The following is a 26,634-nucleotide window of genomic DNA, read 5'->3' on the forward strand; positions in this document are numbered from 1 at the left end:
GTCAGCCACAATAGTTGTGGCGTTGTTAGCCCGTCTGTCACAAGCCTTGTTATTAGCATGCTTTGCTCGGTAACCTCGTAGGCTTTTATTGCGTCTAAGCTCTCTTGATATGGTACTGGGACTTCTGTTTAACGCCCTCGCTATAAAATTAATACTATGTTTTGCCCCTTTAAGGGCATAAATCTGGTATCGTTCACCTAGGCTTAGATGTGTATAGCTCATGGTTGCAATCTCACTTTGGTCGGTGGATAAAAACTTTGATGCTAGCGCATCTAGGTCTTTTTTTCACCTTGCATTTGGTATTGCACTTCATGTGTTAATCTAAGAAAACATACAATGAAATTGAGTGATAAAAACCGTCTAACGCTTATAAATTAGCGTTTAATCTTAAGGCACAGCCGCGTAAACGACCAATTCGACCAGCATTTCTTCTCGTGCCAAGCCTGAGATGACTAAAGCTGCGCGGTTGGGGTAAGGCGCCTTGAAATATTCTGCATAGACTTGGTTAACGGTTTTTAGATAGTCGCGGTCAGTGACATAAATGAGCACTTGTAATACCGCATCCATACTACTGTTAGCACATTCTAAGGTGTGCTTTAAATTATCAAGGGTTTGACGGGTTTGCGCTTCGATACCACCTGCGACTACCTCACCGTTTCCATCAATAGGAATTTGCGCGGTGTATAACGTGCCATTATTGGTGATTGCCCACTCAAGTGGCGATTTTGAGGCATAAAGTGCGGTATGAACCGCTTGTTTGGTTGAGTGAGTGCTCATTTTTTCAATCCTTTTCTTAGATGGCTTTATCAATCCTTTATTTCTAATCCTTATGCTACCCATTTACATACGATAAATCTAACTAATTAAATATTAGATATGATAGATTTAATCTATCACTTAGATTTGTATTAATTTAACGGTTCATGACGTTATGAAAGTGCATAAAATTAAACAGTCAGCAGCGCTTATAAAGGTAGCCAACATTATGAAATTACAACAATTACGTCATTTTTTAATCGTGGTAGAAGAAGGCGGTTTTCGTGCAGCTGCCAGTCGCGCCAATCGCTCGCAAGCGGCTATATCTGCATCGATAAAAGAGCTAGAAAAGACATTGAACCAAAGCTTATTTGAAGTTGGCAATAAAGCGACATTGACGCCGTTTGGCGAAAGCTGTGTGCCCAAAATTCAGCAGTTCCTGAGCATTTATCAAAAGTTGGAAGATGATTTGCAAGCGATTGCAGCTGGAGAAAAAGGTAAGATTAGGATTGCAAGCGTACCATCACTGGTCACAAAGCTGCTGCCAAGCGTTTTGGTTGCTTATTCTAAAAAATATCCTGATATCGAAATTGTCTTGATAGACGATAATGCGGTGGGGGTGGCGAATCGCTTACTGACGGGTGAAGTAGATTTGGCATTGGGCAATTGCACCAGTATCGACCAAACTGACATTGATTTTACGCCGCTTATATCAGACCCTATTGGCGTGGTTTGCTTAAAAAGTAATGAGTTAAACCATATAAACAAAAACGGCGAGTCAAACCAAACGTCAGGATTACATTGGCAACAACTGATGTCGCAGCCCTTTATTTATAATGGCACTTGTAGATTACTTGAAAACACGCCTGCTGAAGCCCTAAATCGTAAAGCGCGCTATACAGTAGAAAATATTACCTCCTTGTTTTCCTTATTAAGGAATGATTTGGGCATCACTACCCTACCAAAACTGGCTTTCCCAGCTAATGAGCCCGAGCTGGTCTGGATAAAGTTGCTGGAGCCGTCTTTAGACAGACAAATTGGTATTTTTAAACGTGCGGACAAAACCATCTCTGTGGCTGCTCAAGCTTTTTATGAGCTATGCATTGACTATGTGCAAAATCATTATCTGATGTAGTCTATAGAAAATAATCGGTGTTATATTTTATAAATAAGAATGCAAAATTACTGCTACCCGCCATTTAATAACCTTATAATTGCCTAGAGCAAAAGCTAAAAACTGAGCGTTTAAGCCGCTGCTCTAAGCAATTCAACCCTGCCAATTAAACCATCACTATTAAATTATTGTCATGAAACCATCTGATTAACTCACAAAAAGTTTATGACTAACGCAACTCATCAACGACCGCTAGCATAGCGACCAATGAAGCTTCTCCTAATTTAATAGAGCGCTCAGGTGACCAACCTGTATCTTCAAAAGGTAAATTGGCATTCTCTTTAAATGGCATCTCTAAGGTATTGGCAAGGCAATCAAAACGCTCGGCTACCCAGTGGGTGGCAATCGTCATGTTTGCTGTGCCCGGCGCATCAATGTCATAACCAAATTCAGACTGAAAATCGGCACTGGCCAATGTTAAGACTTCTGAGAATTTATCACGTAGATGGGCAAGGCGGTCGTTATAGCTTGGCGTGCCCTGCGAGCCGGCAAGGAACACATAAGGCAGCGCTTCATCGCCATGCACGTCATAAAACAAGTCCACACCCGTTTCTTGCATTTTATTGATGACATGAAATACTTCAGGGCTTTTTTCTAAGCTTGGGTTTGCCCATTCACGGTTTAGATTCGTCCCTACCGCATTGGTACGCAGGTGCCCGCGTACACTACCATCAGGATTCATATTCGGTACAATATAAAAATTGGCTTTTTCCAATAACAACTTAGCCGTGGCATTATCCTCGTCTAACAAACTGTTCAATAGCCCCTCAACCAGCCATTCAGCCATTGTCTCGCCCGGATGCTGGCGCGCCGTAATCCAGATACTGCGCTTCTTGCTATCACCATCACCTACTTTTACTAAGGTTAAGTCGCGTTTATCAAGCGTTTCGCCCAAATGCTCTAAACATGCGAGCGGATGCACTTGCACCGCCGCTAACAAGTCTTGATGACGCTCATAACTGTACGGGGCGAAATACGCAATTTGAATACTTTCGCACGCAAGCTCTGCCGTTATCGTCAACTTACCATCCTTATAAGAGGTTGGCAGACGGAACCAATACTCGCGATCATAGGAAGCCGCCGCTTGATAATCCTCCCAGCCTGCAAGGTAGGACGCCTTCCCTGCATTCGTAATGTTGAGTACGTACTGCTCGCCAACTTCGCCTGATAGACGAAAGTTAAACCACTGAAAAAACTCTCCGCCCACGTCTGGACGAATCGCCAATTGAATGTTGGTTTGATCTTCTGCATTGATAACCTCAATATTACCGGCATCGAAATTTGCGCTGATATGCATAATCTTTTCCTAATGGTTTTTGTAAATTAAAAGACAGATACTAAAAAAACTTATACTAAATACCATATTTTGTCCATCGTAGTAGGATGGACTTTATGGCAAACTTATGAGGAAGCTTAATTACTAAGCTTCGTTAATAATTTTTATTTACTTAACTTTAATGACTTAGCCTTAATTGCTTAACTTCGATTAAAAGATACCCGTTTTAGAGCATCATATAACTGACACGTTAAAATAAGGATAACATGTGACTTCAGGAAGAAGCGTCCCAGCAAATAGCGCCCTTATCAGATGTCCTATATACGTTGCGCCAAATCACTTCGCTGATTATCTCTCTCATCAGCAGCGCTACTGCTTGTTTTTAGATATCGACGGCACGCTTGCTGATTTCACCTTGAACCCGAAAGACAGCTTTATCCCCGCTACCACTTTAACACTTTTACAAAACATACAAGATTATGGCGTCAAAATCGCTGCTGTTACTGGGCGCAGTCTAGCCGAAGCAAAGCAAATGCTGGCGCCGCTAAGCTTACCCATCGCCGCAACGCATGGACTAGAAATAGACTTTGAAGATAACGAATCTAATAATAATATGAGCGTTTCATCCGTCGACAGCGTTAAGCTTGCTGCTATAAAACAAGCGCTTATCCGCTCTTGCTTGCGCTATGACGATTTTATCATAGAAGACAAGCCCTACTCCGTTGCCCTACATTATCGTCAAAATCCCGCCTTAGCCGATATCGCTTATCGCATTATAACCACAATCGTAAAAAACCATGGCGATTGGATAGTAAAACAAGGTAAATATGTCTGGGAAATCGCGCCCAAAAGTGCTGATAAAGGCAGTGCGATTTTGACCTTACTAAAAAAATTTCAGGCTAACAATAGGCTTTGTCCTATCTTTATTGGCGACGACATCACCGATGAAACAGGATTTATGGCAGTACAAGGCGACAAGCACATGACAGAAAGAAGTCGCTTTATACAAAATAACGAACCACGAGAGGATTCTAAACCACCCATAAAAGGTATGGGTATGAAAGTAGGTTATGACGGCACTGAGCCAACGTCTGCGCATTACTATGTCAATAATATTTTTGAGGTCACGGTATTGCTTGAGAGCTTTTTGAAGTTTTGCCAACAGCGCCCAACCTTATCTCCCAAGTTACCTGGTTTAACAGAGCGAGTTTCGCTACTAACAGACACTGACCGACACCCATCAAAAAATACCACGAGACCACTGACATGAGCCGCTTAATTGTCTTATCTAACCGCGTAAAGATGCCCGATAACCACCCTATGGCGGGCGGGCTTGCTGTCGCATTGCAAGACGTCTTAATCGGCAAATCAGTCATCTGGATGGGCTGGAATGGCGAAGTCGTCAATGACAACAACGCCAATAACACCGACGCCGCCAATACATTTAGCAGTATTCAACAACGCTTTATGGCGAGCAGCAAGGCAAAAACCCGTGCCACACAAATCACTTATATGACCACCGCTTTTACCACCCAGCAGTATCAGCATTTTTATTGCGGTTTTGCCAATAATGTATTGTGGCCTCTACTGCATGAGCAAACAGCGCTTATCAGCCAAGCTGCAGATGATTATGCGGGCTATCAGGCGGTCAACCGTTTATTTGCGCGCCAATTAAAAAGTATCATCCAGCCTGACGATGTCATCTGGGTCCATGATTATCACTTTTTAAGTGTGGCGTATCATTGCCGAAAGCTTGGTATAAACAATCGCATTGGGCTTTTTTTACACATTCCCTTTGTGGCGCTGGATTTTTGGCAACAGCTTGAGCAAAGCGCTGAGCTCATTCATCATCTGGCGCATTATGATGTGCTCGGTACCCAAACCCAGCAAGGATGCACCAATTGCGTTGATGTTTTCCAGCATTATTTAAAAGACAGTCTAATAAAAGCAAGCTTAGGCGAAGACAGTTTGGTAAAAGAAAATGTAAGGGAAGATACATTAGCAGAAAACAGCGATGTCGGACTTACCCCCATCAATGTCTTACAAAAAAACCAATCTTTTGCTCATGCTTACCGCTCATCTGGGACAGCATTAACGCTTAATTTAGACTTTAAACCTCATCATTCTTTATTGATTAATGCCTATCCTATCGGTATTAATGTCGCAAGGATCCAGCAGCAGGTCAGTCAGTTAGCCTCGTCTTTACCTGCACATTTGACTCAGCATAATGTATATAAAAAAACTGACAAGACGACGACACAACAAATTATCGCGGTAGATAGAATTGATTATTCAAAAGGCTTATTAAGACGTTTTTCAGCCTATCGTGACTTTTTAGAGCATTATCCAAGCTATCAAAAACAGCTGCAATTATTACAAATCGCTTGTCCTAGTCGCTTAGATTTGCCAACTTATCAACGGCTTTATCAGGAAGTTAAACAAACAGTCAGTGATATAAATCAGCAATTTTCAACTAACAACGGTGCTTGGCAAGCGATTAAATATAGCGAAAACGTCTTAAACCATGAGCCCTTGATGGCCGCATTTTGGCAAAGTGATATCGGCTGGGTCAACTCCTTAAAAGACGGTATGAATCTGGTTGCTAAAGAATATATCGCCGCGCAAAATCCTGATGATCCGGGCGTGCTCATGCTCTCGCGTTACGCAGGAGCCGCTGAGCAAATGCAAGCGGCGGTCATTGTCGATCCGCATCAGCCCACGAGTATGATAGAAGGACTAAGGACGGCTTTGACGATGCCATTAAAAGAGCGGCAGTTGCGTCATCAAGCATTGCTACAAGGGCTACATCAAGATGATTTATACGCTTGGCAGCAACGCTTTTTAGACGATTTATATTTAGAAGGCCGATATGATAATAAAAAACGGTCAGCAGATGATGGCACTTTTGATGCCATTCAAATGTCTGATTCATAATAATTAGGAGACTGTATGCAAGTGCCCGATGCCAAAAACGCTGTATTAATAAATATAAAATCTGCTATAGACGACGCTATACGCGCAGAAAACCAAACGATCGGCAGTTTTGCTATGACCGATAAATTGCGCCGTGAGATATTAACGATTCTAGTCGGCTATAGCGACCAAATCCCCCACCCTGCTAGTGGCGCTGGGGCTATTTCCGGTGCCGGTGCTGAAAATGTTATAAGCGAAGGCGATACGACGAACGCTCAAAACAATAAACAAGCAAGCAAGCCAAATCAGTCTAACACCTTGATTCGATGGCAAGTCTTGGCATACGTGTCGAGCCTAGATTTAACGCTTGCGAAATGGTTTGAATCGCATTTAGATGCGTTAAGTATTTTGCATGAAGTCGGCTACGATAAAGCGCCTCAAGGCTTATGGGCGGTTTGGGCAGCAGAAGGACATCCGAATCCTATACGCTATAAAGAGGACAAAATCAGTGGTAGCAAAGCATGGTGCTCAGGCGCCAACCTCGTGGATTATGGGCTGATGACTTATCGCGATGAGCAGGGACAAGCGCAACTATTGATGGTGGATATGCACCAATCAGGCATTGATATTGATAACAATGCTTGGCAAGCGATTGGCATGCAAGCCACTGATACGGCAACCATACAGTTCCATGAGGTAGACGCCATTAATGTAGGTGCGCCAAATGCGTATTTAGAAAGGGTAGGATTTTGGCATGGCGCGGCAGGCGTTGCCGCTTGCTGGTACGGTGCGGCCGCGTGCATTGCCAATTATTTAATAACTGCTTATCAACATAAACCCAATGACTATAAAGCCATGTATTTGGGTCAAATCAGCACAGCATTGGCCGTTACTCAGCAGTATTTTTATCATGTTGCTAACTTAATAGAGAGTGAGCCACAACAAAACCATGAACTTGCTATCCGTCAATTACGCGCCAATGTTGAGCAAGTAGCGCGCCAAGTGATGGAAACAGTCGGACAAGCATTAGGGGCCGCGCCATTTTGTGGCAATGCCCATTTTGCGAGGTTAACCGCAGATTTGGCGGTATTTATTCGTCAAAGTCATGGTGCCTTTGATTTACAAAAAATCGGCGAGTTATCTAGCGCTTTAGACCGCGCCACAAACAGTGATTTGACAGGCAGGACAATATATGGCAACTGTAAACCCCAAAGTAAGTATGGCAAGAGACTTTATTGACCATCATGTGCATCAGGCAGAAAATAATACGCAAGCCTTAACAGACCATAATGTGATGTCGGCGCACTCAGCACCCTTAGCGCACTTAGTCAAGCCTGAGCATCCGATTGTCGGTGACCGTATCATTGAAGGCGATGGTACTAGCGCCGATGCTTGGCAAAACTGGCAGGGACTGCGCGACTTACCTCGACTAGATATAGCAAAAAGCTTCCCGCCACAGCAGCGCGTTTGCGTATTTGCGCCGCATCCTGACGATGAGATATTGGGCTGCGGCGGACTGCTGCAACGATTGGCAGCCAACGGCAATCCTATCGTCCTTGTGCACGTGACCAACGGCACGCAAAGTCACCCTGACTCGCAGATTTATCCGCCGCGCCTGCTTGATACTATCCGTCCGCAAGAAAGCTTAGCGGCATTAGAAGTGTTAGGCATTGCGCAGCAGGTGACGTGTATGTCTTTAGCGCTAACCGATGGCGACGTCTTTAACCAAAAGTATCAATTTTATAAAAAATTGGCCGCTCTTATTCAGACGGGCGATATTTTAATCACGCCTTTTGTACATGATGGTCATCCCGATCATGAAGCAACAGGACAAGTAGTCGCCGCTTTCGCTAAGCAGCATCAGCTCGCCTGTTATCAAGTGTTGATTTGGGCGTGGCATTGGGCAAAACCTGCCGATAGTCGTATTCCTTGGCACTGCGCGCTCAGAGTGGATTTGACACCGGAGCAATTACAGCGCAAAACTGAGGCTATCGCCTGCTTCAAAAGCCAAATAACCGTTGATGAAAGCACAGGCAACCCGCCTATTTTATCGGCTCAAACCATCGCTAGAATTAGCCAACCTTGGGAAGTTTATTTATATGAGCCACAATCTTAAATTGACACCGCCAATGCATGAGGTCGGTAATTTTCAGGTGTCTAAAACCGACTTACGTACTGTTCATACTGATTTGCCAAATGGTGAAAAAGAGACGACAGCCACTGCTTACTCAGAAAGCTATTTTGACGCGTTATACAACGACAATAGCGACCCGTGGCAGTATCAGACCCGCTGGTATGAAAAGCGCAAACGCGATATGTGTCTAGCGGCGTTGCCACAAGCAAAATATACCAATGCCATCGAGTTAGGCTGCGGTAACGGTGTGTTTAGCGCCCTACTTGCCAGCCGTTGTCAGACCTTGGTAAGCATCGACGGTAATAAACAGGCCGTGCAACTGGCTAAGCAGCGTTTGGCAGATGTCAGGCATGTAAAGGTCATACAGGGTATCATTCCTAAAATATTACCAACTGCGAAATCGCATTTTGATTTAATTGTGATTAGTGAAATTTTATATTATTTATCGGCAAATGATATTGATACCGTCATCGCTTGGATTCAGCAAAATATTGCGGTAGGCGGCACGTTACTATGCTGTCATTGGCGCTATGACATTGATGGCTTTACCATGACGGGTGAAACGGTACACCAACGTCTGCACCGCGCATTTAATACAATAAGTCACGACGTAAACTCTGCGCAAATACAGCAAGTTGATAGTCAAAACCCTACCTTTACCCATCAAAGTAAAGTCGTCGATAGCGATTTTTTATTGGATGTGTGGCAACGTTCGGTAGAAACGGTGGCTATGCAAGAAAACTTGGTTTAACGTTAAATCCGCCGAATAAAATGCATGAATACTACAAATATCGCTATCGTCATTCCTGCTCATAACGAAGCGCTGACCATCTCTAAATGCTTGGCATCGGTGCAGACTGCCATTGAGCAGCTGCCCTCTACCATTACCGCCACTGTGCTCGTGGTGCTCGACAGTTGTAGCGATGACACACTCACATTGGTCAAGCACGCTGGTGTGGATTATTTATGCTGTGATTACCGGTGCGTGGGGCAAGTGCGAGATTTGGGCATTCGTCATGCGATTGCCTCTGGCGCGACTTGGCTTGCCTGTACCGACGCTGATTCGCTTGTCACAGCAGATTGGCTAACGCAGCAAATCGCTCATATTAACCATCAGCCGACTGCTATGATATGCGGCGTTGTGAGCGTTGATGACTGGGCGCATTTAACGCCCCAAACCCGCAAAGACTATATCGCTCACTATCAAGATAAGATGGGACATCGCCATATTCATGGGGCAAATTTGAGCTTTAGTAGTGCAGCGTATCTCGCTGTTGGCGGTTTTGCTGCCCTGCCTTGCCATGAAGATGTCGATTTGGTTAAAAAATTTGAGAAGCAAAATTTTGCTATCACTTGGAGCAATCGCGTTCGGGTCATTACTAGCAGCCGCTTACAAGCGCGAGCGGCAGAAGGGTTTGCCGCATTTTTAGCAAACTTAGAAACCAGCCATTCACAGTAATTTGCTTTAAAAAGTGTGACAAATTTTATGAAAATAGTGCATTTATGACACCGCGTATACCTTGCTAACACAATGAATCTATCGCTAAGATTTGGGTAACACTCTACACATCGGGGCTACAGACAACGCAATTATCCATGTTTATATTAGATTTGTCAGCTAAGGACTTGTGCCTGCTGATAACCCATAAGTGAGAAATATAACAAAGCAAATTAATGGGTTCTAAAAAAATTAATGTAATCTAATAATAGGAAAAGGAATACCACTATGAATGAACATACGCTAAAAGGTGATTGGAACCAACTTAAAGGCTCAGTAAAACAGAAATGGGCCGACTTGACCGATGACGATCTCACGCACATCGAAGGCAGCCGCGATAAATTGGTTGGCCGCGTCCAAGAACGTTATGGCCATAGTAAAGAAGATGCCGAACGTGAAGTTGACGATTGGCGCAGCAGTAATAACTACTAGTCTTAGATTTTAAGATTAATTTTAAGATGTAAATATCATTTAAGACTTATTAGTTATTGATGATAAAGCGTATTAGGCATGGTGGGTTTTTACCTATAAGTGTCTAATGCGCTTTTATCGTTTATAAAGTTCATTATATTTTAAAAAATTCATAACCGATTATGATTTAACACTACCCTCTTCGTCACATTTCCCTTACTTCTCTTTTCCTTTTCTTAAACCCTTGTCATTTTTTCCTAAAAATTTTTTGAGGTTATTAAGTCACTATATTTCGGAAATTTTGCTACTCGTCCAGTAACACAAACCTCTTCTAAATCGTGTTTTACGTACTGACAGCCATAAAATCGGCTGTATAAATTACGTAGTATTACACTATTAAATATTTACCAACACTTAACAGTCTTAAGGTTACTGAGTTTTATATTACTATTTAACGGGTAATCAAAAAGACAATAATAACTACTACATTATAACTATTAATACATTCGTTTTTCGCATGTGTCTTTCATTCATGCTTTTTCACTATTCTCGTCCGTCGTATGTGCCTAAGGATAAGCCATGACAATTCATAAAAAAAATCTTTTAGCTTCTGCGTCTCTTAGCTTTCAGTTAATGACACGGTCTGAGCCACCAGAACTGGTGATTGCGACTATCCAGTCTTTGCTGGCTGTTAAAGAGGCGACTGATGAGATACTTATTATTGATAACAACAACACAGACACCTCGCTATATCAGCCTTTGGCCGCTTTTTGCGCCAGTCTAGATCCAGCACTCAATGTGCGTTTTTATCATATCGACGCGGTAGCAGGTTTTAAGGCAGGCGCGTTAAATTTGGCGTTGGGTCTTATGAACCCAGACTGCTCACACATTGTGGTGGTCGATAGTGATTATCAAGCACTTCCGCATGCAAGAATATCTATTGCCAATGCTATTAAGCAATATCCAAACCATACGCTTTTGCAGTTTCCACAGTTTTACCGCAGTGCTGGGCAATTGGACACGCACAGCGAGCTTAACCATTATTTTAATCATCATTTATACCGTCCCTTTAATCGTAAGCGTGCACTATCAACAGGCACTTATGCGGTGATACGTCGCTCCGATCTTTTGAGCTTAGGCGGTTGGTCAGGTGCCTCGATTACCGAAGATGCACAAATGGGTGTATTGATGCATAAAAGAGGGTTTCGCAGTCAGTTCATACCAGAAGTCATTGCGACTGGCCTATTACCTACCTCGTTAAATGATCTGATGTGTCAACGTCGGCGCTGGATCTATGGCAATATGCAGGTGTTAAGCAACTATTTTTCGATAGCATGGCCAACCAACCCCCAAGAGACCGTAAACACTCAATCATTAAGTACGCGACAAACGGTTGAACAAATAAGCCACCCAATTATTTCTTTTAACTCATCCGCTATCAGTAGCCAATACATAAAAAATAAGGGTGAACGTTTAGGATATGCGCGTGCGCATTTATCTCAGCTAAGCGCTTGGATAAACTTCACCGGTTTATTTATTTTTTTGCAGATAGCGACCTTATTTATCCTTGGCTATGCACTTCTAAAAGCTAAACTTTCGGACGCCACGCCTGATATATCCCTACTCACGCCCTTGTACTTAGTCTATGCCAGCTATGGCGTTTTTATCATAAGGCGATTATGGGCATATTTACAGGATAAAGCGCCACTGAATAAACAGCTCAGTCAAAACCATGAGTCTAGTATCAAAATGCGTGTCAGGGCATGGTTCATGCATCTGAACTTTTGGGAGCTTGGAGCACTATCGTGGTTGCCCGTGTTATGGGGTAGCGAAAAGCCCTTTGTCTGCACGCCAAAGCAAGAATACATTCGTACTCAAAGCTCATTACGTCGTGCAAATGTAGTGGCGTTACCCAAGCTTATTTTGCTACTCAACATCATCACTGCCGTTATAGTGGCACCGTTTTCGCCGCTTTATTCTCCGCTATTATTTATCTGTGCTTTGATCATTTGTACATTAAAAATCGGCGCAGCGAAAGTGGCATTTGATAACTTTAGGGTTCTTGAGAAAAATCCGTCCACCATTAGCATTAAGTCTAAACCTACGGTTGCCTTGGCTACTAGTCAGCCTCGCAAACCCACCAAAAAGCTAAAACCACTGCAACCTGAAATGCATACGACATTTGAAGAAAAAAAAGATTATCAATTCTTAATGGTTAGCTTTAGGCATTGATTTTATTAAAACTGCTTTTTTTACTTATTTACCATAATCGCTCGTTTTACTTTGAGGTACTTATGCCCGTTGCTGACCCTGTTAATTTTATAGATGCTATTGATAATACTGCTGAACGCCCTGCCCTGTTAGTGGAGAAACCTTTACGCATTGCGATGATTGCTCATTGTTTATATCCTATTGCGCAGCCCTTTGCTGGCGGGCTTGAGATGATTACCCAGCTTGTATGTGATGAGCTTGTCGCCCAAGGTCACGAGGTTTTGCTTTATGCGCATCAAGACAGTCAAACGCAGGCCCGCCTCGTCCCGATGCTAACCCGAGAAGCATTTGATAAGATGGTCTATCGGAATGAGCATGAGACTTTAGGTATGAGCCGCGAGGAGATGTATCAGTATTTGGTCTATCAGGATGTGCTACGCGATATTATCGAGCGCGATGAACATGGTGAGATTGACATCGTGCATAATCACAGCCTGCATCATATCCCGATGATGACCGGTCAAGCGTTTGGCTCGCGGTTCTTTACTACCTTTCATACGCCTATTTTCCCGCAGTTGCGTTTGGCGCTATTGACCTTGCGTCACGGTACAACCACCCAGTTTACCGCTATTAGTAAACACCAACAGCAGCTATTTTCTGAGTTTGTGCCATCAGAAGTGGTTTATAACGGCATTGATGTAAAATCCTTTGACGCCAATATTAAATCTGCAAATGATTTTACCCGTGAAAATGGTGAAATTTATTTTTGGTTCGGACGTATTTGCCCTGAAAAAGGCACGCATTTGGCCATGCAATACTGTATGGAAGCTGGGAAAAAACTCATCATTGCTGGTCCCAAAAGCAGCGAAGCGTATTTTGATGAGCAAGTCGCACCACTATTGGCTAAAGATGGTGAAAATGGCGCGCAAAGACTGTTTGATTATGTCGGTCATGTCACTAAAGACGAGGTAAATCGCTACCTTTGTCAAGCGACTGCCATGCTATTTACCAGCACATGGGATGAGCCGTATGGTTTGACACTGGCTGAGAGCCTAGCCTGCGGTACGCCAGTGATTGGCTTTGATGTCGGTGCTAGCGCTGAGATTGTTACACCAAACACTGGCGTTATCGTCGCTAAGGAAAATAAAGACGCTTTTATCAAAGGCTTTACTAAGATTAAGAGCATCTCACGCCAAGCCTGCCGAGAACGCGCCTTACAGTTTTGTTCCGTAGCAGCCATGGTAGCAGGCTATTTAGACTTGTATAAAGCAGCAGTAGCAGAAAGCGAGCAGAAAAAGATTCAGCAGAAAAAAGGCGTTGAGGCTCCAACAGATGCACATTTAAAACCGAATTCATTTAACCACAGAAATGGCAAAAACAAAAAAGCAGAGTCAATAATCGGTTCAAGCAGTCGCTTAAATAACATAATGGAGCGAGGTTAATGCGGCTTGGTTATTACGCTCATCATCACGGCTCAGGGCATTGCCGCCAAATCGATAAGCTTGCTGCCTTATTACCCACTGAAGCAAGACAGCAATTAACGGTATTTACTAGCGTAACCTCTGAGGCCTATACGTTTGCGGCTATAGATGAAGCGCAAGTTGTACGACTACCCGCCGAAGATGAACGTGCAGATGATGTACTCGCTGGGCGCGCAGGACAAAATTGGCAACCAGCCAGCCTGCATTATTCGCCCGTGGGTAATAGCGATATTCGGCAGCGCAGCCATAAAATACTCGATACGATTTATCAGCGCCGCATTGATTTGATGATTATTGATGTCAGTGTTGAAGTCGCCATGCTATGCCGCGCCGCCAGCGTTCCTTACCTTTATGTCAGACTGCCAGGTATTCGCGATGATGTGCCGCATCTAAACGCTTTCGCTGGTGCGCTTGCTTTGCTTGCCCCCTATCCTCGCACATTAGAATCTACTAAAACTCCTGAATGGATAAGTCAAAAAACCCTCTATCTTGATTTTATCAACACTCAGCAAAAAAATGCGCAAACTTACCAAGATTTTATAAAAGACTTAATGCAGCTGATCACTGATAAAAAAGCACTCTCTTTGATGTTAAGTGATAAAGATAAAAATACGTCAACTACCGTTACCGTCATTAAAGGCTATGGTGGGCATCAAGCTATTGATGCAAAACTGCCCGAGCTGCGGCAGCTTTTACCACATGCTTTTATTATATCGCTTGGTCCTATCGACGATGATAAACGGCATTATGTTGACATCGCAGCCGACGTAAATGATGTGACGCCATTTATCGAACATAGCAATTATCTACTGATGGCTTGCGGTCTAAATGCCGTCGCCCAAGCCTATGATTATGCGACGCCGCTGGTCGTCCTACCTGACGACCGCCCGCACCAAGAGCAAGAGGTAATGGCAGAGGTGTTGATAGCCCAAGGACGGGCATTAAGTTGGCAGCAATTTAAAGCGTTAATAAATGCAAGCGGCAAACATAAGCTAAGTGGAGAAACGGCTAACCAATCCACTCAAACCCATTCCTTATCAAAGCGTGTTAGTGCAACGCTTAAGCAAAAATCTATACCTACAGCCCAAGCGTTTATGCAGAGTACGGCCAAGTATCGAACGACTAAATCTTGGTTTGAACAATGGTTGCTGCCACAGCTTGCCTTAGAGCCTGAACGTTAAAAGCAATGACTATCAATAACGTCACAGCAAAAATATAAAAGCCAAATTAATACGAGAGGCACTGACAAACAATGACCGTAAAACCCATCACAAATCCCAATGAGGTTTCTGAGCATGTGCCGGTAACGGTGATTACGACTTGTTATGGACGTAATCGCCACCTATATAATATGCTCAGTAGCCTTGCGAATGGTAGCGTTCAGCCCGATGAAGTTATTATTGTCAATGATGATGCCGACCCTAAGCGTCTGGCTGATTTTGCTTTAAACATTGTCAAGATTCCGACGAGCGCAGGTTTAGTGGACAGCGCAGACCATCAAACGTTAGAAAAATCGGACAAAACGGAATTTGATATCGGTCATAATCGCAATATTGGCGCCGCGCGTGCCAGCCATGACACGCTGATATTTTTGGACGTTGACTGCATCGTAGCGCCGAGCTTTATTGAACAACTAAGCGCAAAGTTAAGCCAGTATCCAAATGCTCTACTGATGGGACAACCGCGCTATTTGACGCGACCTTTATCAAACGAGGAAAGCTTGGCGTTGCAAAAGGGCGCGCTGACTAATGATTACTTAAATCATCTGTCGGTTTATAATCCTTATCGCGATAACTTCGATGCGAAACAATCGATGTCTACTGAGGCAGTACCGACAGCTATTAAAAAAACGGATGATTACGGCGCTTTTTGGAGTTTATGCTTTGCGATTAAACGTGAACAGTTTGAGCAAATAGGGGGTTTTGATACGCAGTACACCGGTTATGGCGCAGAAGATACCGACTTTGCCTTTACTGCCCGTCAGTTAGATATTGCTTTTTATCTGACCGCCGACCTTGTTTATCATCAGCAGCACGCTGTCTATCGCCCGCCTCTCAATCATTTGGAAAGCATTATCGTCAATGCCAATCGTTTTTATCAAAAATGGCAATGCTGGCCGATGGACGGCTGGCTTGAGCAGTTCTGCAAAATGGGATTGATTGATTGGACGCACGAGCAATCAAATTCAATTACGCTGTTACGCCAGCCTAGCAGTAAAGAGATAGAGCTGGCTTATTGTGCCGATGCCGCTTATGTTTAAATTACCAATCTTTCCTTGCTTAATACTGGCGTATGATCTCTACCTCTGGCGGCGGAGAACTCATTTCACGGCGCTCAAATTCCCAATTATGCCCTTGCCAAAAAAGCGCGGTTTTATCGTTGTCATTAAAACCTATCATTAATAATTGCAGCGGTAGCGGTGCTTTTTGCAGCAGCTGCACATACTCTCGCGCCGCTAATAACAAACGATACAACAAAAATCCTGACGAAGGGGCTGAAGAGTGAATATCTGTAAAGTAAGGATAGTCCTCAACGACCGGATGGCGCTCCGATAACACGCTATGATGCGCCGTATCCTGCAATAACACTTGCACTACTGGCGGCAACGTCAGTATGCGATCATCATCAATCGGGTCATCATCGGGACTTGGGTCATCACTGGGCAAAGGAAATTGATAAGACTGATTGCTCAGTAAAATACCTAATGGTGCCGCTTTTGCCATGCGCTTCATCACCGCGACATTGTTGCTCCTTGGTGGCAAACCAAAATGCAGTTTACTATCGCCAATTTGGCGAAAAAATAACAATTTAGGCAGGCTACTGGCAAGCGGGTGGTTGGCAAAAAAATCAGCATTAATAAAATGGTTAAATAACACCAAAACATCGTCAGGGCGTAATAACTGCTCAAGTTTATCAGTGCAAATAGAAGGGTTATTGGCGATAAAGACGATGCGTTTATTTTGCTTTAACGCGGTTTGGATGTTGAGTGGCAGGGCTGTAAATGCAGCGGCTTCTTTGCTTATTTTATTCAAATTATCCTCATAATTAGGGGCTGGTTATTGCGATATTAATAATTTGTTATCGAACAAATTTTCAAAAACTCAAGTCTGTATAAATGACTTATCTTTCTACCTTAATATACCTCACTTTTTCATAGATAAAAGCCTATTCAAAAATAATATTCATTGTATTGATTGCATTGACTATTTACCTTAAAACTCATTTTCTAAAACCCTTAACTACCCTTATATAAAAAACACTTATCTTCAATCCATCAAATCAACATTTTTATTTATATATTGATAATAATTATCATTTGTAATATTATTCGCATCCATAGTTACACCCATTTTACGCTATGTTGCTATTTCCTATATTTAAACACCTATTCTTTTATTGATCATTTATTGAGGTTTTTATGCGCTTATCCCGTCTTAGCCAAGTAGTGGCACTTATCAGCGCGACTTTGATGCTAACTGCTTGTGGCAATGATTCTGATGACACCACAATCATTGATGGGACGCCGCCACTTTTGACCACTGATAGCAACTTTACCGATGGCTATAGCGCGGTGGCGGCAATATTTGTTTCTGGGCAAGTGCAAGATAGCAGTGGCATCAAATCACTGACTTATAAGCGCAACGAAGAGCCAGTGGAAACGTTAAACGTCGATACAAATGGAGATTTTAACGCACGTATTTTATTGGCATTAGGTAGCAATAAAATCACCTTAGAAGCTACAGATAATGCTGGCAACATTATGCGCTCAATCAAAACTGTGTATTTGGGCGATACTGTCGCCGCAGGTGGCTCACATACAGCTGCTCTGCGCGATGGACAGCTGTATGGCTGGGGGCGCAATAATTATGGGCAAACCGGTCTGGGAATGACCACAAAAATTGCTGACGTCATGGGTCATCCAGATACTCCCATGCTGATGCACAGTGCACCAAAAGACCTTGTGTCTATTAAATTTAACCAAAATCATTCGCTGGCGCTAGATGCTAAAGGTCAGGTTTATAGTTGGGGCGAAGATATTTCTGGGCAATTAGGACGCGGCAACACCGGTCGCAATGACTGTAGTAAAACAGAAGATTGCCGCCTAGATATCGGTGCCATTGATGGTATTGACAATGCGGTGATGGTAGCGGCAGGATATAAGCATAACTTAGTACTTACCAAAGACGGCAGCGTGTGGGCGTTTGGCGCCAATACCCAAGGTCAGCTTGGTAATGCTACAACGATAAATAGCAGCACACCGGTTAAGGTTGATTTTTCAGCAGCCGCTGACATCGGTCATATTGTGCAAGTGGTGGCCAGTGCCAATAGCTCGTACGCGTTAGATGATAAAGGTCAAGTTTGGGGTTGGGGCAGCGACGCCTATGCCAATCTAGGTCGCGGTCAAGAATGTAATAAAGCCAATAATTGCGTCAATATCAACGCAACGCCGATTCGCATTAATGTCCTCATAGCCGACGCTAACCTTGTTAACTCTATCACCCCTACTCCTCAGCTTGCCTCTGACCCAAACATTGGCCTTGAAAAAGTAACCCAACTTACCGCTGGCCGTGACCATGTATTGGCGCTAACCAATAAGGAAGCGGTCTACGCTTGGGGGCTCAATGCCAGTAGCCAAATAGGTTATAACGGTAAGCATTTCAAAGGCACTCAAAGCGCTTGGAAAAGCACCATTGTTAAGCCAACCAAACTGCCATGGTTTACTGATAAAAATATTCGTCGTATCTATGCCAATGGCAATGCCAGCTATGCGCTGCTGGACGATGTGCCATCGAACAATGGCACAACAGAAAATGGCTCAGCGACAGACGGTATCCTTTATGCGTGGGGTATGTTTGGGGAAACAAATAGCGCAGGCAAAACTGTCTATAAGGATTTAGATGAGCCGACCAATAAATTACCTAACTTAAAAAATATCGACAATATGGCGATGGGCGTCATGCACTTGATCGCCCATGAAAAACCTCTGCAGCAAAATACCAATACTAATACCAATACCTCGCATAGAGACGGTCAACTCTTTACATGGGGTTGGAGCTTTGAGGGCTCACTCGGTAATAAAGACACTACCCACGTTTGGATGTATAACACCCCGATGCCAGTCAATTTACCAAGCCAGCTATAAACGCGACTTATCTTTAACATGAGTATGTAATAGCAAATGTAGTGAACAAGGGCAGCCAAATTCATGTTGCCCTTGTTAAATTACGGTTTTGTTAATTTCCATTTACTCATCTTTGGTGTTTTTTTCATAATTTAATAAATGATATTTTTAGCCATTTTAGGTCTTACCATGCCTCTACTACCTCACTCACCAAACTGCTACTCACTAAACCATTCAAATGCTCCCTCTCCTCTTTTATTCCCCGTCATACGCCGTGCGCTATTTTGTTTAACGGCAACTTTATTACTAAGTGCATGTGGCGGCTCAGACGCTTCAGATAACTCAAACAATGACAGCTCTAACACCCCGAATTTACCTAGCCAGCCTACGCCGCCAACTTCACCTGACAACCCAGACAGCCCGAACAATCCTGCAACTGATAGCAACTGGCTACCAGCCGGTGGCAACGCGACCATCGCTGCCGATATCTCAAGGCCATTTTTACAGATTATGCCCAATCTGCCAAGCAGTGCCTTGGGCGGCGTATCGCCAGGTCGTGAGCTCTTTATCACCGAATGGACGCCAGCCAACCAGGGTCGCGTGCTCTTTGATGGCGTTGGCCCCTTATTTAACGCCAATGCCTGCACCCAGTGCCATAGTGCTGAAGGACGCAAACCCATTTATGCGGCAGATGGCGAGCTAAGTGACGCTATATTATTTAGGCTCGGCAATAAACAAGGGCTTGCGCACACTTATTACGGCGAGCAAATGCAACATCAAAGTATCGATGCCAGCATCGCAGCCGAAGGTAAAATGCGCTACACCATCACAGCGAGTAATGGCAACCAACCTACCGGTATCCAGTTTAACTTTAGCGCAACCGACCCCAATCAGCCGCTGGGAGATACCGCTATCAGTGGGCGTATCTCACCGCAATTGGTCGGCATGGGTTTGCTCGACTTGATTCCTGAGGCGGATATCATTGCGGCAGCTGACCCTGACGATAACAATAACGACGGCATCAGTGGGCGCGTACATTGGGTACAGGATGGCAAACAGCGGCGCATTGGCCGCTTTGGTTGGAAGGCGATTAACTCAAGCCTGCGTACCCAAAACGCCAATGCCATGTCACAAGATATGGGTTTGACCACTTCCGTATTTATGGATCCCAATTGCACAGCCAATCAGCCGATTTGTTGGACAGCGCCCAATGGCGGCACGCCTGAGGTTTCAGACAGCAGCTTGGATGCGGTGACCGATTTTATGACTGCCTTGGCAGTGCCTGAGCGCCGAGTGGCTGATTTATCGACCTTTAATAAAGGCGCGCAGCTGTTCACCCAATTGGGCTGTGCGAGCTGTCATACGCCAAAACAAAAAACGGGCACGAGTGTGCGCTTTTCGCTGCTCGCCCAGCAAACCATTTACCCTTATACCGATTTATTGCTGCACGATATGGGCAAAGGCTTAGATGACGGCGTCAAAGAAAAGAATGCCGAAAGTCATGAGTGGCGTACACCGCCATTGTGGGGCATTGGTATTGTCGCACGTGACCCAGAAGCACGGTTTTTGCATGATGGTCGCGCCAGCAGTTTGACAGAAGCAATACTTTGGCATGGCGGTGAAGCAGAAAGCGCCAAGACACGCTTTAGACAATTACCTGCCACGCAACAACAAACGCTGCTAAGCTTTTTAAACAGCATTTAATAGTAATGATGACAAGGTAAAATGAAAAAGACCGCTCAATCGAGTGGTCTTTTTTATGACGTAAATGTTAATAGCATAAATTTTGTTGCCATACTCATTTTATGATAAAAAGATTATTGCAAATAGCCGTTTTTAGCCATGATGTTTGGCGGCAACTCGGTTTCACCCAAGGCTTCTAGCAAATTAATCTCGATATTCCTGGATAAAGCGGTCAGCGGTAATTGGTTGGCAGCCAGCCCAAAAGGCTCTTCCAACTCTTCACTGAGCGCATCCAAACCAAAAAAGGTATAAGCAATAACGCCGCAAATCAAAGGCGTCACCCAGCCTAAAGAAGAAACCAGACCAAAAGGCAGCATAAAGCAGTACAAATACGTCGTGCGATGCACCAGTAACGTATAAGCAAACGGCAATGGCGTGCTATGAATACGCTCACAGGCGGATAATACCACCGTCATCGAATTGATGCGCTCGTCCATATTTTGCAGCATAAGATCTGACGTCAAGCGCTGCTGCCGACAATAGCCAAGCTCCTTACCAAGCAGACGCAGCAGATAATCCGGTAAATTTTGCGCCTGCTGCATGCTGGTATGATAAACGGGCTCAACAAAACGCTCAACATCTTGCCAAGGCGCACTGTCACGCAATCGATGACGCAGCGCATGAGTAAAAGCGATGCTCAGATACACCAGTCGGCGCTGGCTATCGCGCCCTTTCTCACCCTCATCATCTATATAAGACAGCACTTGACGAGTAAAGCTGCGCGTATCATAGACCAACTGACCCCATAGCCCACGAGCTTCCCACCAGCGCTGATAACTGGCGTTATTGCGAAAACCTAGAAACAGCGATAAAGCAATACCAAGCAAGGTAAACGGCGCGACGCTATAAGAAGAAAAAGAGCTGGGAAATCCGTGCTGAATATTGGTAATAAAGGCACTAATTAAGCTAATGAGCAAAATCTGCGGATAGACCTTGGGCAGAATGGAGCCACGCAAGGTAAAAAGCAGTTTGATGGCGCTTGGCTTTTGCTTGACGATCATTTTAACGTCCTAACGAATGATGCTTATAATTGGTACTTATAGAGTAAAACTAGCGTTTTTACAGGACGAAATGATAACAGACTAAAGAGGTATGAGCAGAAAAAACAGCGATTTATCCTATTTTAATTGGCTAAAAATTTTTACTACGTACTTATTCAATAAATTTCTACAAAATCATCGGTTGTTATAATGATGTAAGGATAGCAGGTACAAGGATACACGGCAGCTGTCAGCGCTTGAAAATTCGATTATAGTAGGCAGGTAATAATTATTTAAATAAAAAAACTCAAATAAATCGAGGGAATACACCATGAAAAAATTAGGATTACTTGTCGCGGTATCGGTGGGCTTAAGCGCTTGTGCAGGTGGTATGAGCGGTGGCAGTACGCCGGGCAATTCAAATAATATTGTCACTCAATATCCCGTCGAAGCAGCCATGCTCAATATTTACACCAAAGCCCGCAGTCAAAGCCTAGTGGCGAACGTCGGCAATCAAAAAGCCTCTGCTGACATCAAAGTCACGCCCAAAGGCAGCATGGTATTTAACAATAAACAAGTCCAAGGCGCTGAAGTAAATACCATTAATAAAGTCAACAATCAAGTCACTGATCAATCAGTCGCCATTAATTACTTTACCCTTAATCCATTGGTATTCCATGGTTTCACTGACAGCTCAGGTAAATACTCGATCTCTAATCAGACCACAACCATTCCCAAAATGGCAACGGTTGGTTCATCAAGCAAATTGATTACTGAAGATGTCTATGCCGATAGAAGCATGCGACAAAAAATAGGCACTTATAATCAAGATTGGTCTTTGAGCCGAGACAGCAATAATACCGCGTGGTTTTGTATAGAAACCTCGGCTAACTTACTACTCAGTAACGATCCTAACGGCAGCTCGTCAGAATGCTATAAAATCAATGCGCGCGGTGATATTCTGGATAGCAAAGTAACGATTAGCCAGCCGTCTACAAACGGCACTAAAACCATTACCTTTACCAGTCGATAGTTTTTATCAGCTGATGGCTGTTATAAACTGACAGCCATCAATTTGTCAATTATTTAGGAATTCTATGGACCAAATGAGTGAATGGGTACTCGGCATCATGGCAAAGTTTGGCTACTTTGGCATTATATTTGCCATGTTTGCTGAAAACGTTTTCCCGCCTATTCCATCTGAGGTTATCATGCCCGCTGCTGGCTTCGCCGCTTCTAAAGGCGATATGAGCATTGTCTTGGTCATTTTAACTGGGACGCTTGGCGCGGTACTGGGTGCGCTACCCTTATACTATTTGGGTCATAAATTCGATGAGCCGCGCTTGGTCGAGTTCACTGAAAAGTACGGCAAATACGTGTTTATAAAACCTACTGACATCACCGATGCCAATGCATGGTTTGACAAACATGGCAAAATGGCAGTGTTTTTTGGGCGTATGGTGCCGGGCGTGCGTTCGCTAATTTCCATCCCTGCCGGTATGAATAAAATGGCGTTATTACCGTTTTTGGTGCTAACCGCTTTAGGCGCCAGCATTTGGACCGCGATATTGGCACTAGCTGGGTATTACTTGGGTCAAAACTATGACGCTGTCGCAGGCGTGTTAGCCCCCTATTCTAAGGTCATCGGTGTATCAATCGTGGTTGTTATTATCGGTTTACTCATCAAGCGTCGTCTGTCTTATCGAAAAAATAGCAATAATGACAAAAATTCCGATCAGCGTTGAATATAGACTGCCTATAACTCTTACAATACTAACCCAACTTAATATAATAGCTAAGTTTAATAACTACTTAGCTTCACTAATTTGGAGCAGAATTTTCAACTCCTAAAATGCTTATCTCAGCGTTTAAATCTTAATTCTTAAAGTCTTTACTCCTCTCTTTTCTAGTGCATCAAATCTTAAGAACACCTAATTAAATTTATAACTCATCAGTATAAAAAGCATGAACAAATATTGCTCAAATAATTCGCTTATTTATAAACATTCATTTAAAATACATCTTATGGAAGCCAATTTAGAAGCTCACCGCTTTTATAATTTTATTGTCAAATCTTATCATTCTATAGTGATTTTTGCTTTTTCCAACTATTACCGCTAGGATGATAATAACCGATATAAATCGAGCTTTGTTAAATGAGCCACTTATTTTCAATTTTTGGAGAGCCTTATGCGTCTTTTTAACTCTACAACCTCTCAGCCTCAAGCCCTCAGCTATTCTAAACTTGCCTTAGCTTGTCTTCTTGCTCTTGGTACGGTAGGAATGGTCGGTTGTGATAAATCAACCCCTGATAAGGCCACAGCAACCAGCGCGGAAACCACTCAAACCACAAAAGACAGCAAAGCGTCAAACACCAAAAATGGCGAGCTACCAGTGATTGATGCGGTTATCACCCATGCGCCTGAAGTACCACCACCTATCGATCGTGACTATGCGGCAAAAGTCATCGTAAAAATGGAAACCGTAGAAAAAACCATGCGTCTAGCAGATGGCGTTGAGTACAACTTCTGGACATTTGGCGGTCAGGTACCAGGACAATTTATTCGCGTACGTCAAGGCGATGAAATTGAGTTCCATTTATCAAACCACCCTGATTCAAAAATGCCGCACAATATTGACTTACATGCGGTGACAGGTCCAGGGGGCGGCGCTGCTTCTTCGTTTACCTCTCCTGGTTATACCTCAGAGTTTAACTTTAAAGCCTTAAAACCAGGCTTGTATGTCTATCACTGTGCGGTAGCGCCCGTCGGTATGCACATCGCAAACGGTATGTATGGCCTAATTTTGGTTGAGCCAGAAGGCGGTTTACCAAAGGTTGATCGTGAATTTTATGTCATGCAGGGCGATTTTTATACCAAAGGCAACTATGGCGATAAAGGACTGCAGCCTTTTGATATGGAAAAAGCGGTAAAAGAGCAGCCAGATTACGTGTTATTTAACGGTTCAGTTGGGGCGCTCACCGGTGAAAACTCATTGAAAGCCAACGTCGGTGAAACGGTTCGTCTATTCGTTGGTAACGGTGGTCCTAACTTGGTGTCCTCATTCCACGTGATTGGTGAGATATTTGACAAGGTCAATATGGAAGGCGGTAGCGCTGAAAACCATAATGTTCAAACCACCCTTATTCCTGCAGGGGGCGCTGCGATTACCCAGTTCAAAGTAGATGTCCCAGGCGAGCTTGTGATGGTTGACCACTCTATTTTCCGGGCATTTAACAAAGGTGCGCTTGGTATCATCGATGTCAAAGGTGCAGAGGACAAGAAAATATATTCAGGAAAAGTGCGTGAAGAGGTCTACTTACCTGAAGGCTCAGCAGCACAAAGTCTTGGTAAAACCAATGCGCCTGCGCCAGTCGTGACCGCCGCCAACAAGCAAGAAAGAATTAAAATGGGTGAGTCTATTTACGCTAGTAACTGCGCGGCTTGTCACCAATTAAATGGTGCTGGTATACCAAAAGCCTTCCCACCATTGGCCAAGTCTGACTACCTCAACCAAGACCCAAAACGCGCCGTCGATGCTATCTTGCATGGCTTAACGGGTAAAATTACCGTCAACGGCGAGGAGTACGACAGTGTCATGCCAGCTGTTGCCCTAGATGATGAAAAAATCGCCAACGTCGTTACTTATATTATTAACAGTTGGGGCAATAAAGGTGGTGAAGTGACGCCAGAAGAGGTCAAAGCTGCTCGTAAATAACCTAGAAAGCTACGCTAGTTAATAGGGTTGCAATTAGACTGTTCGATGAAAAAACTCTCATTGAACAGTCATTTTCAATACAGTATCTGATTGAACAAGCGTTTGGCACCGTCCTCTTTTTGGTTTACTAGGAGATTAGTTATGTTATGGACTTACATCACTAACACTCGCAAAAGCAACACTCACAGCATTGAGATTCACAAAAATAACACTCTAAAAATGAACGCTCGGAAGATTGTGCATACAACCGCTCGCCCGCTCGTCCTGTTATTGGTCGTTAGTGCTCTGAGCGTCACAACCGACTTTGCGTTAATGAGCACGCAAGCGCAAGCAAAAGAGCTAACCATTGAGCCCGGTACTTATCGTCCGTTATATTTGAGCAAAAACTCACCGTTAGTGGCAGTCGATACATTCAAAATTGATGAGCTACCCGTCACCAATATACAGTTTTATCAATTTATAAAAGAAAATCCAAGGTTTCGCCAACGTGCCATTGCACCCATTTTTGCCGATTCTGGTTATCTAAAACACTGGATTAATACCAAAGATATCTCTGTGCCTAGAAAGGCGGATTTTCGTAAGCCTGTGGTCAATGTCTCATGGTATGCCGCCAATCAATATTGCCGCGCGCAAAACAAGCGCTTGCCAACGGTTGAACAATGGGAATATGTCGCACAGGCGTCTACTACCAATAAAAATGGCAGCGTGGAGGCCGGTTACAACCAGCGCATTCTTGATTGGTATGGTAAATCTGCTGGCAACAAAGACCAGCTTGCCGATGTCGGACAAAGCCCTGCCAACTATTGGGGCGTCAAAGACATGCACGGCTTGATTTGGGAATGGACAGAGAATTTTAATAATAGCTTGGTCACTGGCGAATCACGTTCAGACAGCAATCTAAACCAAGAAATGTTTTGCGGCTCGGGCGCAGCCGGTGCGGTCGACCCAAGTGATTATGCAGCCTTTATGCGCTATGGTTTTCGCTCAAGCTTAGAAGCCAAATACACGGTCAGCAGCCTAGGTTTTCGCTGTGCTAGTAATTAACTTGCCCTAACATAGCGCTCTACTTTAACTTAGCACCCTTTTAACACAGCGCCCTACTTTTTATGCTCAATTGAATTTAATGGTATAGTCAATTCCACCTAAAAGTGTTATAAACTAATTATCAAACCCAATTGTTATTATAAAGACCATGACTTACTCACTAGATTTTCGCAA

Annotated in this window: 22 protein-coding genes and 1 pseudogene; 18 read left to right on the forward strand and 5 right to left on the reverse strand. The window is 43.8% G+C overall.

Annotation, left to right across the window (positions count from 1 at the left end):
• Both A7325_RS13675 and A7325_RS04050 read right to left on the reverse strand, forming a co-directional pair.
• A pseudogene (locus tag A7325_RS13675) lies at positions 1-210 on the reverse strand (helix-turn-helix domain-containing protein); the annotation flags it as partial.
• Positions 211-387: 177 nt separating this feature from the next.
• The gene (locus A7325_RS04050) at positions 388-777 is read right to left on the reverse strand and encodes a RidA family protein (protein WP_068404883.1); all 390 of its coding nucleotides are present in this window, start codon (positions 775-777) and stop codon (positions 388-390) included.
• 208 nt (positions 778-985) lie between these two features.
• Here A7325_RS04050 and A7325_RS04055 point away from each other — a divergent pair, with 208 nt between their 5' ends.
• Positions 986-1,891, forward strand: coding sequence for a LysR family transcriptional regulator (locus A7325_RS04055; RefSeq protein WP_068404936.1), 906 nt, complete (start codon positions 986-988; stop codon positions 1,889-1,891).
• A 208-nt stretch (positions 1,892-2,099) separates the two neighbouring features.
• On the opposite strand, the gene A7325_RS04060 is transcribed toward A7325_RS04055, so the two are convergent.
• Positions 2,100-3,227, reverse strand: coding sequence for a M14-type cytosolic carboxypeptidase (locus A7325_RS04060; protein ID WP_068404885.1), 1,128 nt, complete (start codon positions 3,225-3,227; stop codon positions 2,100-2,102).
• 247 nt (positions 3,228-3,474) lie between these two features.
• On the opposite strand from A7325_RS04060, the gene otsB reads away from it, so the two are divergent.
• The 11 genes from otsB to A7325_RS04115 all read left to right on the forward strand — a co-directional run bounded on the left by otsB (position 3,475) and on the right by A7325_RS04115 (position 16,114).
• On the forward strand, positions 3,475-4,476 hold the full coding sequence (gene otsB, locus A7325_RS04065; protein WP_068404887.1) for a trehalose-phosphatase: 1,002 nt from the start codon (positions 3,475-3,477) through the stop codon (positions 4,474-4,476).
• Positions 4,473-6,140, forward strand: coding sequence for an alpha,alpha-trehalose-phosphate synthase (UDP-forming) (locus A7325_RS04070; RefSeq protein WP_068404889.1), 1,668 nt, complete (start codon positions 4,473-4,475; stop codon positions 6,138-6,140). Before otsB ends, A7325_RS04070 begins: the two co-directional genes overlap by 4 nt.
• 48 nt (positions 6,141-6,188) lie before the next feature.
• Complete coding sequence (locus A7325_RS04075; RefSeq protein ID WP_376784485.1) at positions 6,189-7,358, forward strand: acyl-CoA dehydrogenase; 1,170 nt, start codon at positions 6,189-6,191, stop codon at positions 7,356-7,358.
• 55 nt (positions 7,359-7,413) lie between these two features.
• Positions 7,414-8,235 carry a PIG-L deacetylase family protein gene (locus tag A7325_RS04080; RefSeq protein WP_068404938.1) on the forward strand — a complete coding sequence of 274 codons (822 nt, stop codon included), beginning with the start codon at positions 7,414-7,416 and terminating at the stop codon, positions 8,233-8,235.
• The gene (locus A7325_RS04085; protein WP_082894277.1) at positions 8,219-9,004 is read left to right on the forward strand and encodes a class I SAM-dependent DNA methyltransferase; all 786 of its coding nucleotides are present in this window, start codon (positions 8,219-8,221) and stop codon (positions 9,002-9,004) included. Before A7325_RS04080 ends, A7325_RS04085 begins: the two co-directional genes overlap by 17 nt.
• 24 nt (positions 9,005-9,028) lie before the next feature.
• The gene (locus A7325_RS04090) at positions 9,029-9,712 is read left to right on the forward strand and encodes a glycosyltransferase (protein ID WP_068404891.1); all 684 of its coding nucleotides are present in this window, start codon (positions 9,029-9,031) and stop codon (positions 9,710-9,712) included.
• Positions 9,713-9,979: 267 nt separating this feature from the next.
• The gene (locus A7325_RS04095; RefSeq protein WP_068404893.1) at positions 9,980-10,183 is read left to right on the forward strand and encodes a CsbD family protein; all 204 of its coding nucleotides are present in this window, start codon (positions 9,980-9,982) and stop codon (positions 10,181-10,183) included.
• A gap of 558 nt (positions 10,184-10,741) precedes the next feature.
• Entirely contained in the window at positions 10,742-12,394 is a 1,653-nt protein-coding gene (locus A7325_RS04100; RefSeq protein WP_068404895.1) for a glycosyltransferase family 2 protein, read from the forward strand.
• 62 nt (positions 12,395-12,456) lie between these two features.
• Entirely contained in the window at positions 12,457-13,815 is a 1,359-nt protein-coding gene (locus tag A7325_RS04105; protein WP_156508495.1) for a glycosyltransferase, read from the forward strand.
• Complete coding sequence (locus tag A7325_RS04110; RefSeq protein ID WP_068404899.1) at positions 13,815-15,035, forward strand: hypothetical protein; 1,221 nt, start codon at positions 13,815-13,817, stop codon at positions 15,033-15,035. The genes A7325_RS04105 and A7325_RS04110 overlap by 1 nt, the downstream gene beginning before the upstream one ends.
• A 71-nt stretch (positions 15,036-15,106) precedes the next feature.
• Positions 15,107-16,114, forward strand: coding sequence for a glycosyltransferase family 2 protein (locus A7325_RS04115; RefSeq protein WP_068404901.1), 1,008 nt, complete (start codon positions 15,107-15,109; stop codon positions 16,112-16,114).
• Positions 16,115-16,133: 19 nt separating this feature from the next.
• Here the strand turns inward: A7325_RS04115 and A7325_RS04120 are convergent, their stop codons facing one another.
• The gene (locus tag A7325_RS04120; RefSeq protein WP_068404903.1) at positions 16,134-16,886 is read right to left on the reverse strand and encodes a hypothetical protein; all 753 of its coding nucleotides are present in this window, start codon (positions 16,884-16,886) and stop codon (positions 16,134-16,136) included.
• Between the two features lie 386 nt (positions 16,887-17,272).
• Here A7325_RS04120 and A7325_RS04125 point away from each other — a divergent pair, with 386 nt between their 5' ends.
• Together A7325_RS04125 and A7325_RS04135 are read left to right on the forward strand one after the other, a co-directional pair.
• Positions 17,273-18,997 carry a chromosome condensation regulator RCC1 gene (locus tag A7325_RS04125; protein ID WP_068404904.1) on the forward strand — a complete coding sequence of 575 codons (1,725 nt, stop codon included), beginning with the start codon at positions 17,273-17,275 and terminating at the stop codon, positions 18,995-18,997.
• A 168-nt stretch (positions 18,998-19,165) separates the two neighbouring features.
• Complete coding sequence (locus A7325_RS04135; RefSeq protein ID WP_197488869.1) at positions 19,166-20,680, forward strand: di-heme oxidoredictase family protein; 1,515 nt, start codon at positions 19,166-19,168, stop codon at positions 20,678-20,680.
• 113 nt (positions 20,681-20,793) lie between these two features.
• On the opposite strand, the gene A7325_RS04140 is transcribed toward A7325_RS04135, so the two are convergent.
• Positions 20,794-21,720 (reverse strand): bestrophin family protein, encoded by a 927-nt coding sequence (locus A7325_RS04140; RefSeq protein WP_068404910.1) that lies wholly within the window; start codon positions 21,718-21,720, stop codon positions 20,794-20,796.
• 310 nt (positions 21,721-22,030) lie between these two features.
• Between A7325_RS04140 and A7325_RS04145 the strand changes: the two genes are divergently transcribed.
• The 4 genes from A7325_RS04145 to A7325_RS04160 all read left to right on the forward strand — a co-directional run bounded on the left by A7325_RS04145 (position 22,031) and on the right by A7325_RS04160 (position 26,460).
• Positions 22,031-22,732, forward strand: a complete 702-nt coding sequence (locus A7325_RS04145) for a hypothetical protein (RefSeq protein WP_068404911.1) — start codon at positions 22,031-22,033, stop codon at positions 22,730-22,732.
• Between the two features lie 64 nt (positions 22,733-22,796).
• The gene (locus tag A7325_RS04150) at positions 22,797-23,444 is read left to right on the forward strand and encodes a DedA family protein (RefSeq protein WP_068404913.1); all 648 of its coding nucleotides are present in this window, start codon (positions 22,797-22,799) and stop codon (positions 23,442-23,444) included.
• A 445-nt stretch (positions 23,445-23,889) separates the two neighbouring features.
• Positions 23,890-25,416: a copper-containing nitrite reductase gene (gene nirK, locus A7325_RS04155; protein WP_068404915.1), complete on the forward strand. Its 1,527-nt coding sequence runs from the start codon at positions 23,890-23,892 to the stop codon at positions 25,414-25,416.
• 141 nt (positions 25,417-25,557) lie between these two features.
• On the forward strand, positions 25,558-26,460 hold the full coding sequence (locus tag A7325_RS04160) for a formylglycine-generating enzyme family protein (protein ID WP_226928777.1): 903 nt from the start codon (positions 25,558-25,560) through the stop codon (positions 26,458-26,460).
• Positions 26,461-26,634: the final 174 nt, after the last annotated feature.

The sequence above is a fragment of the Psychrobacter sp. SHUES1 genome (assembly GCF_001652315.1).
GTDB classification, from domain to species: Bacteria; Pseudomonadota; Gammaproteobacteria; order Pseudomonadales; family Moraxellaceae; genus Psychrobacter; species Psychrobacter faecalis.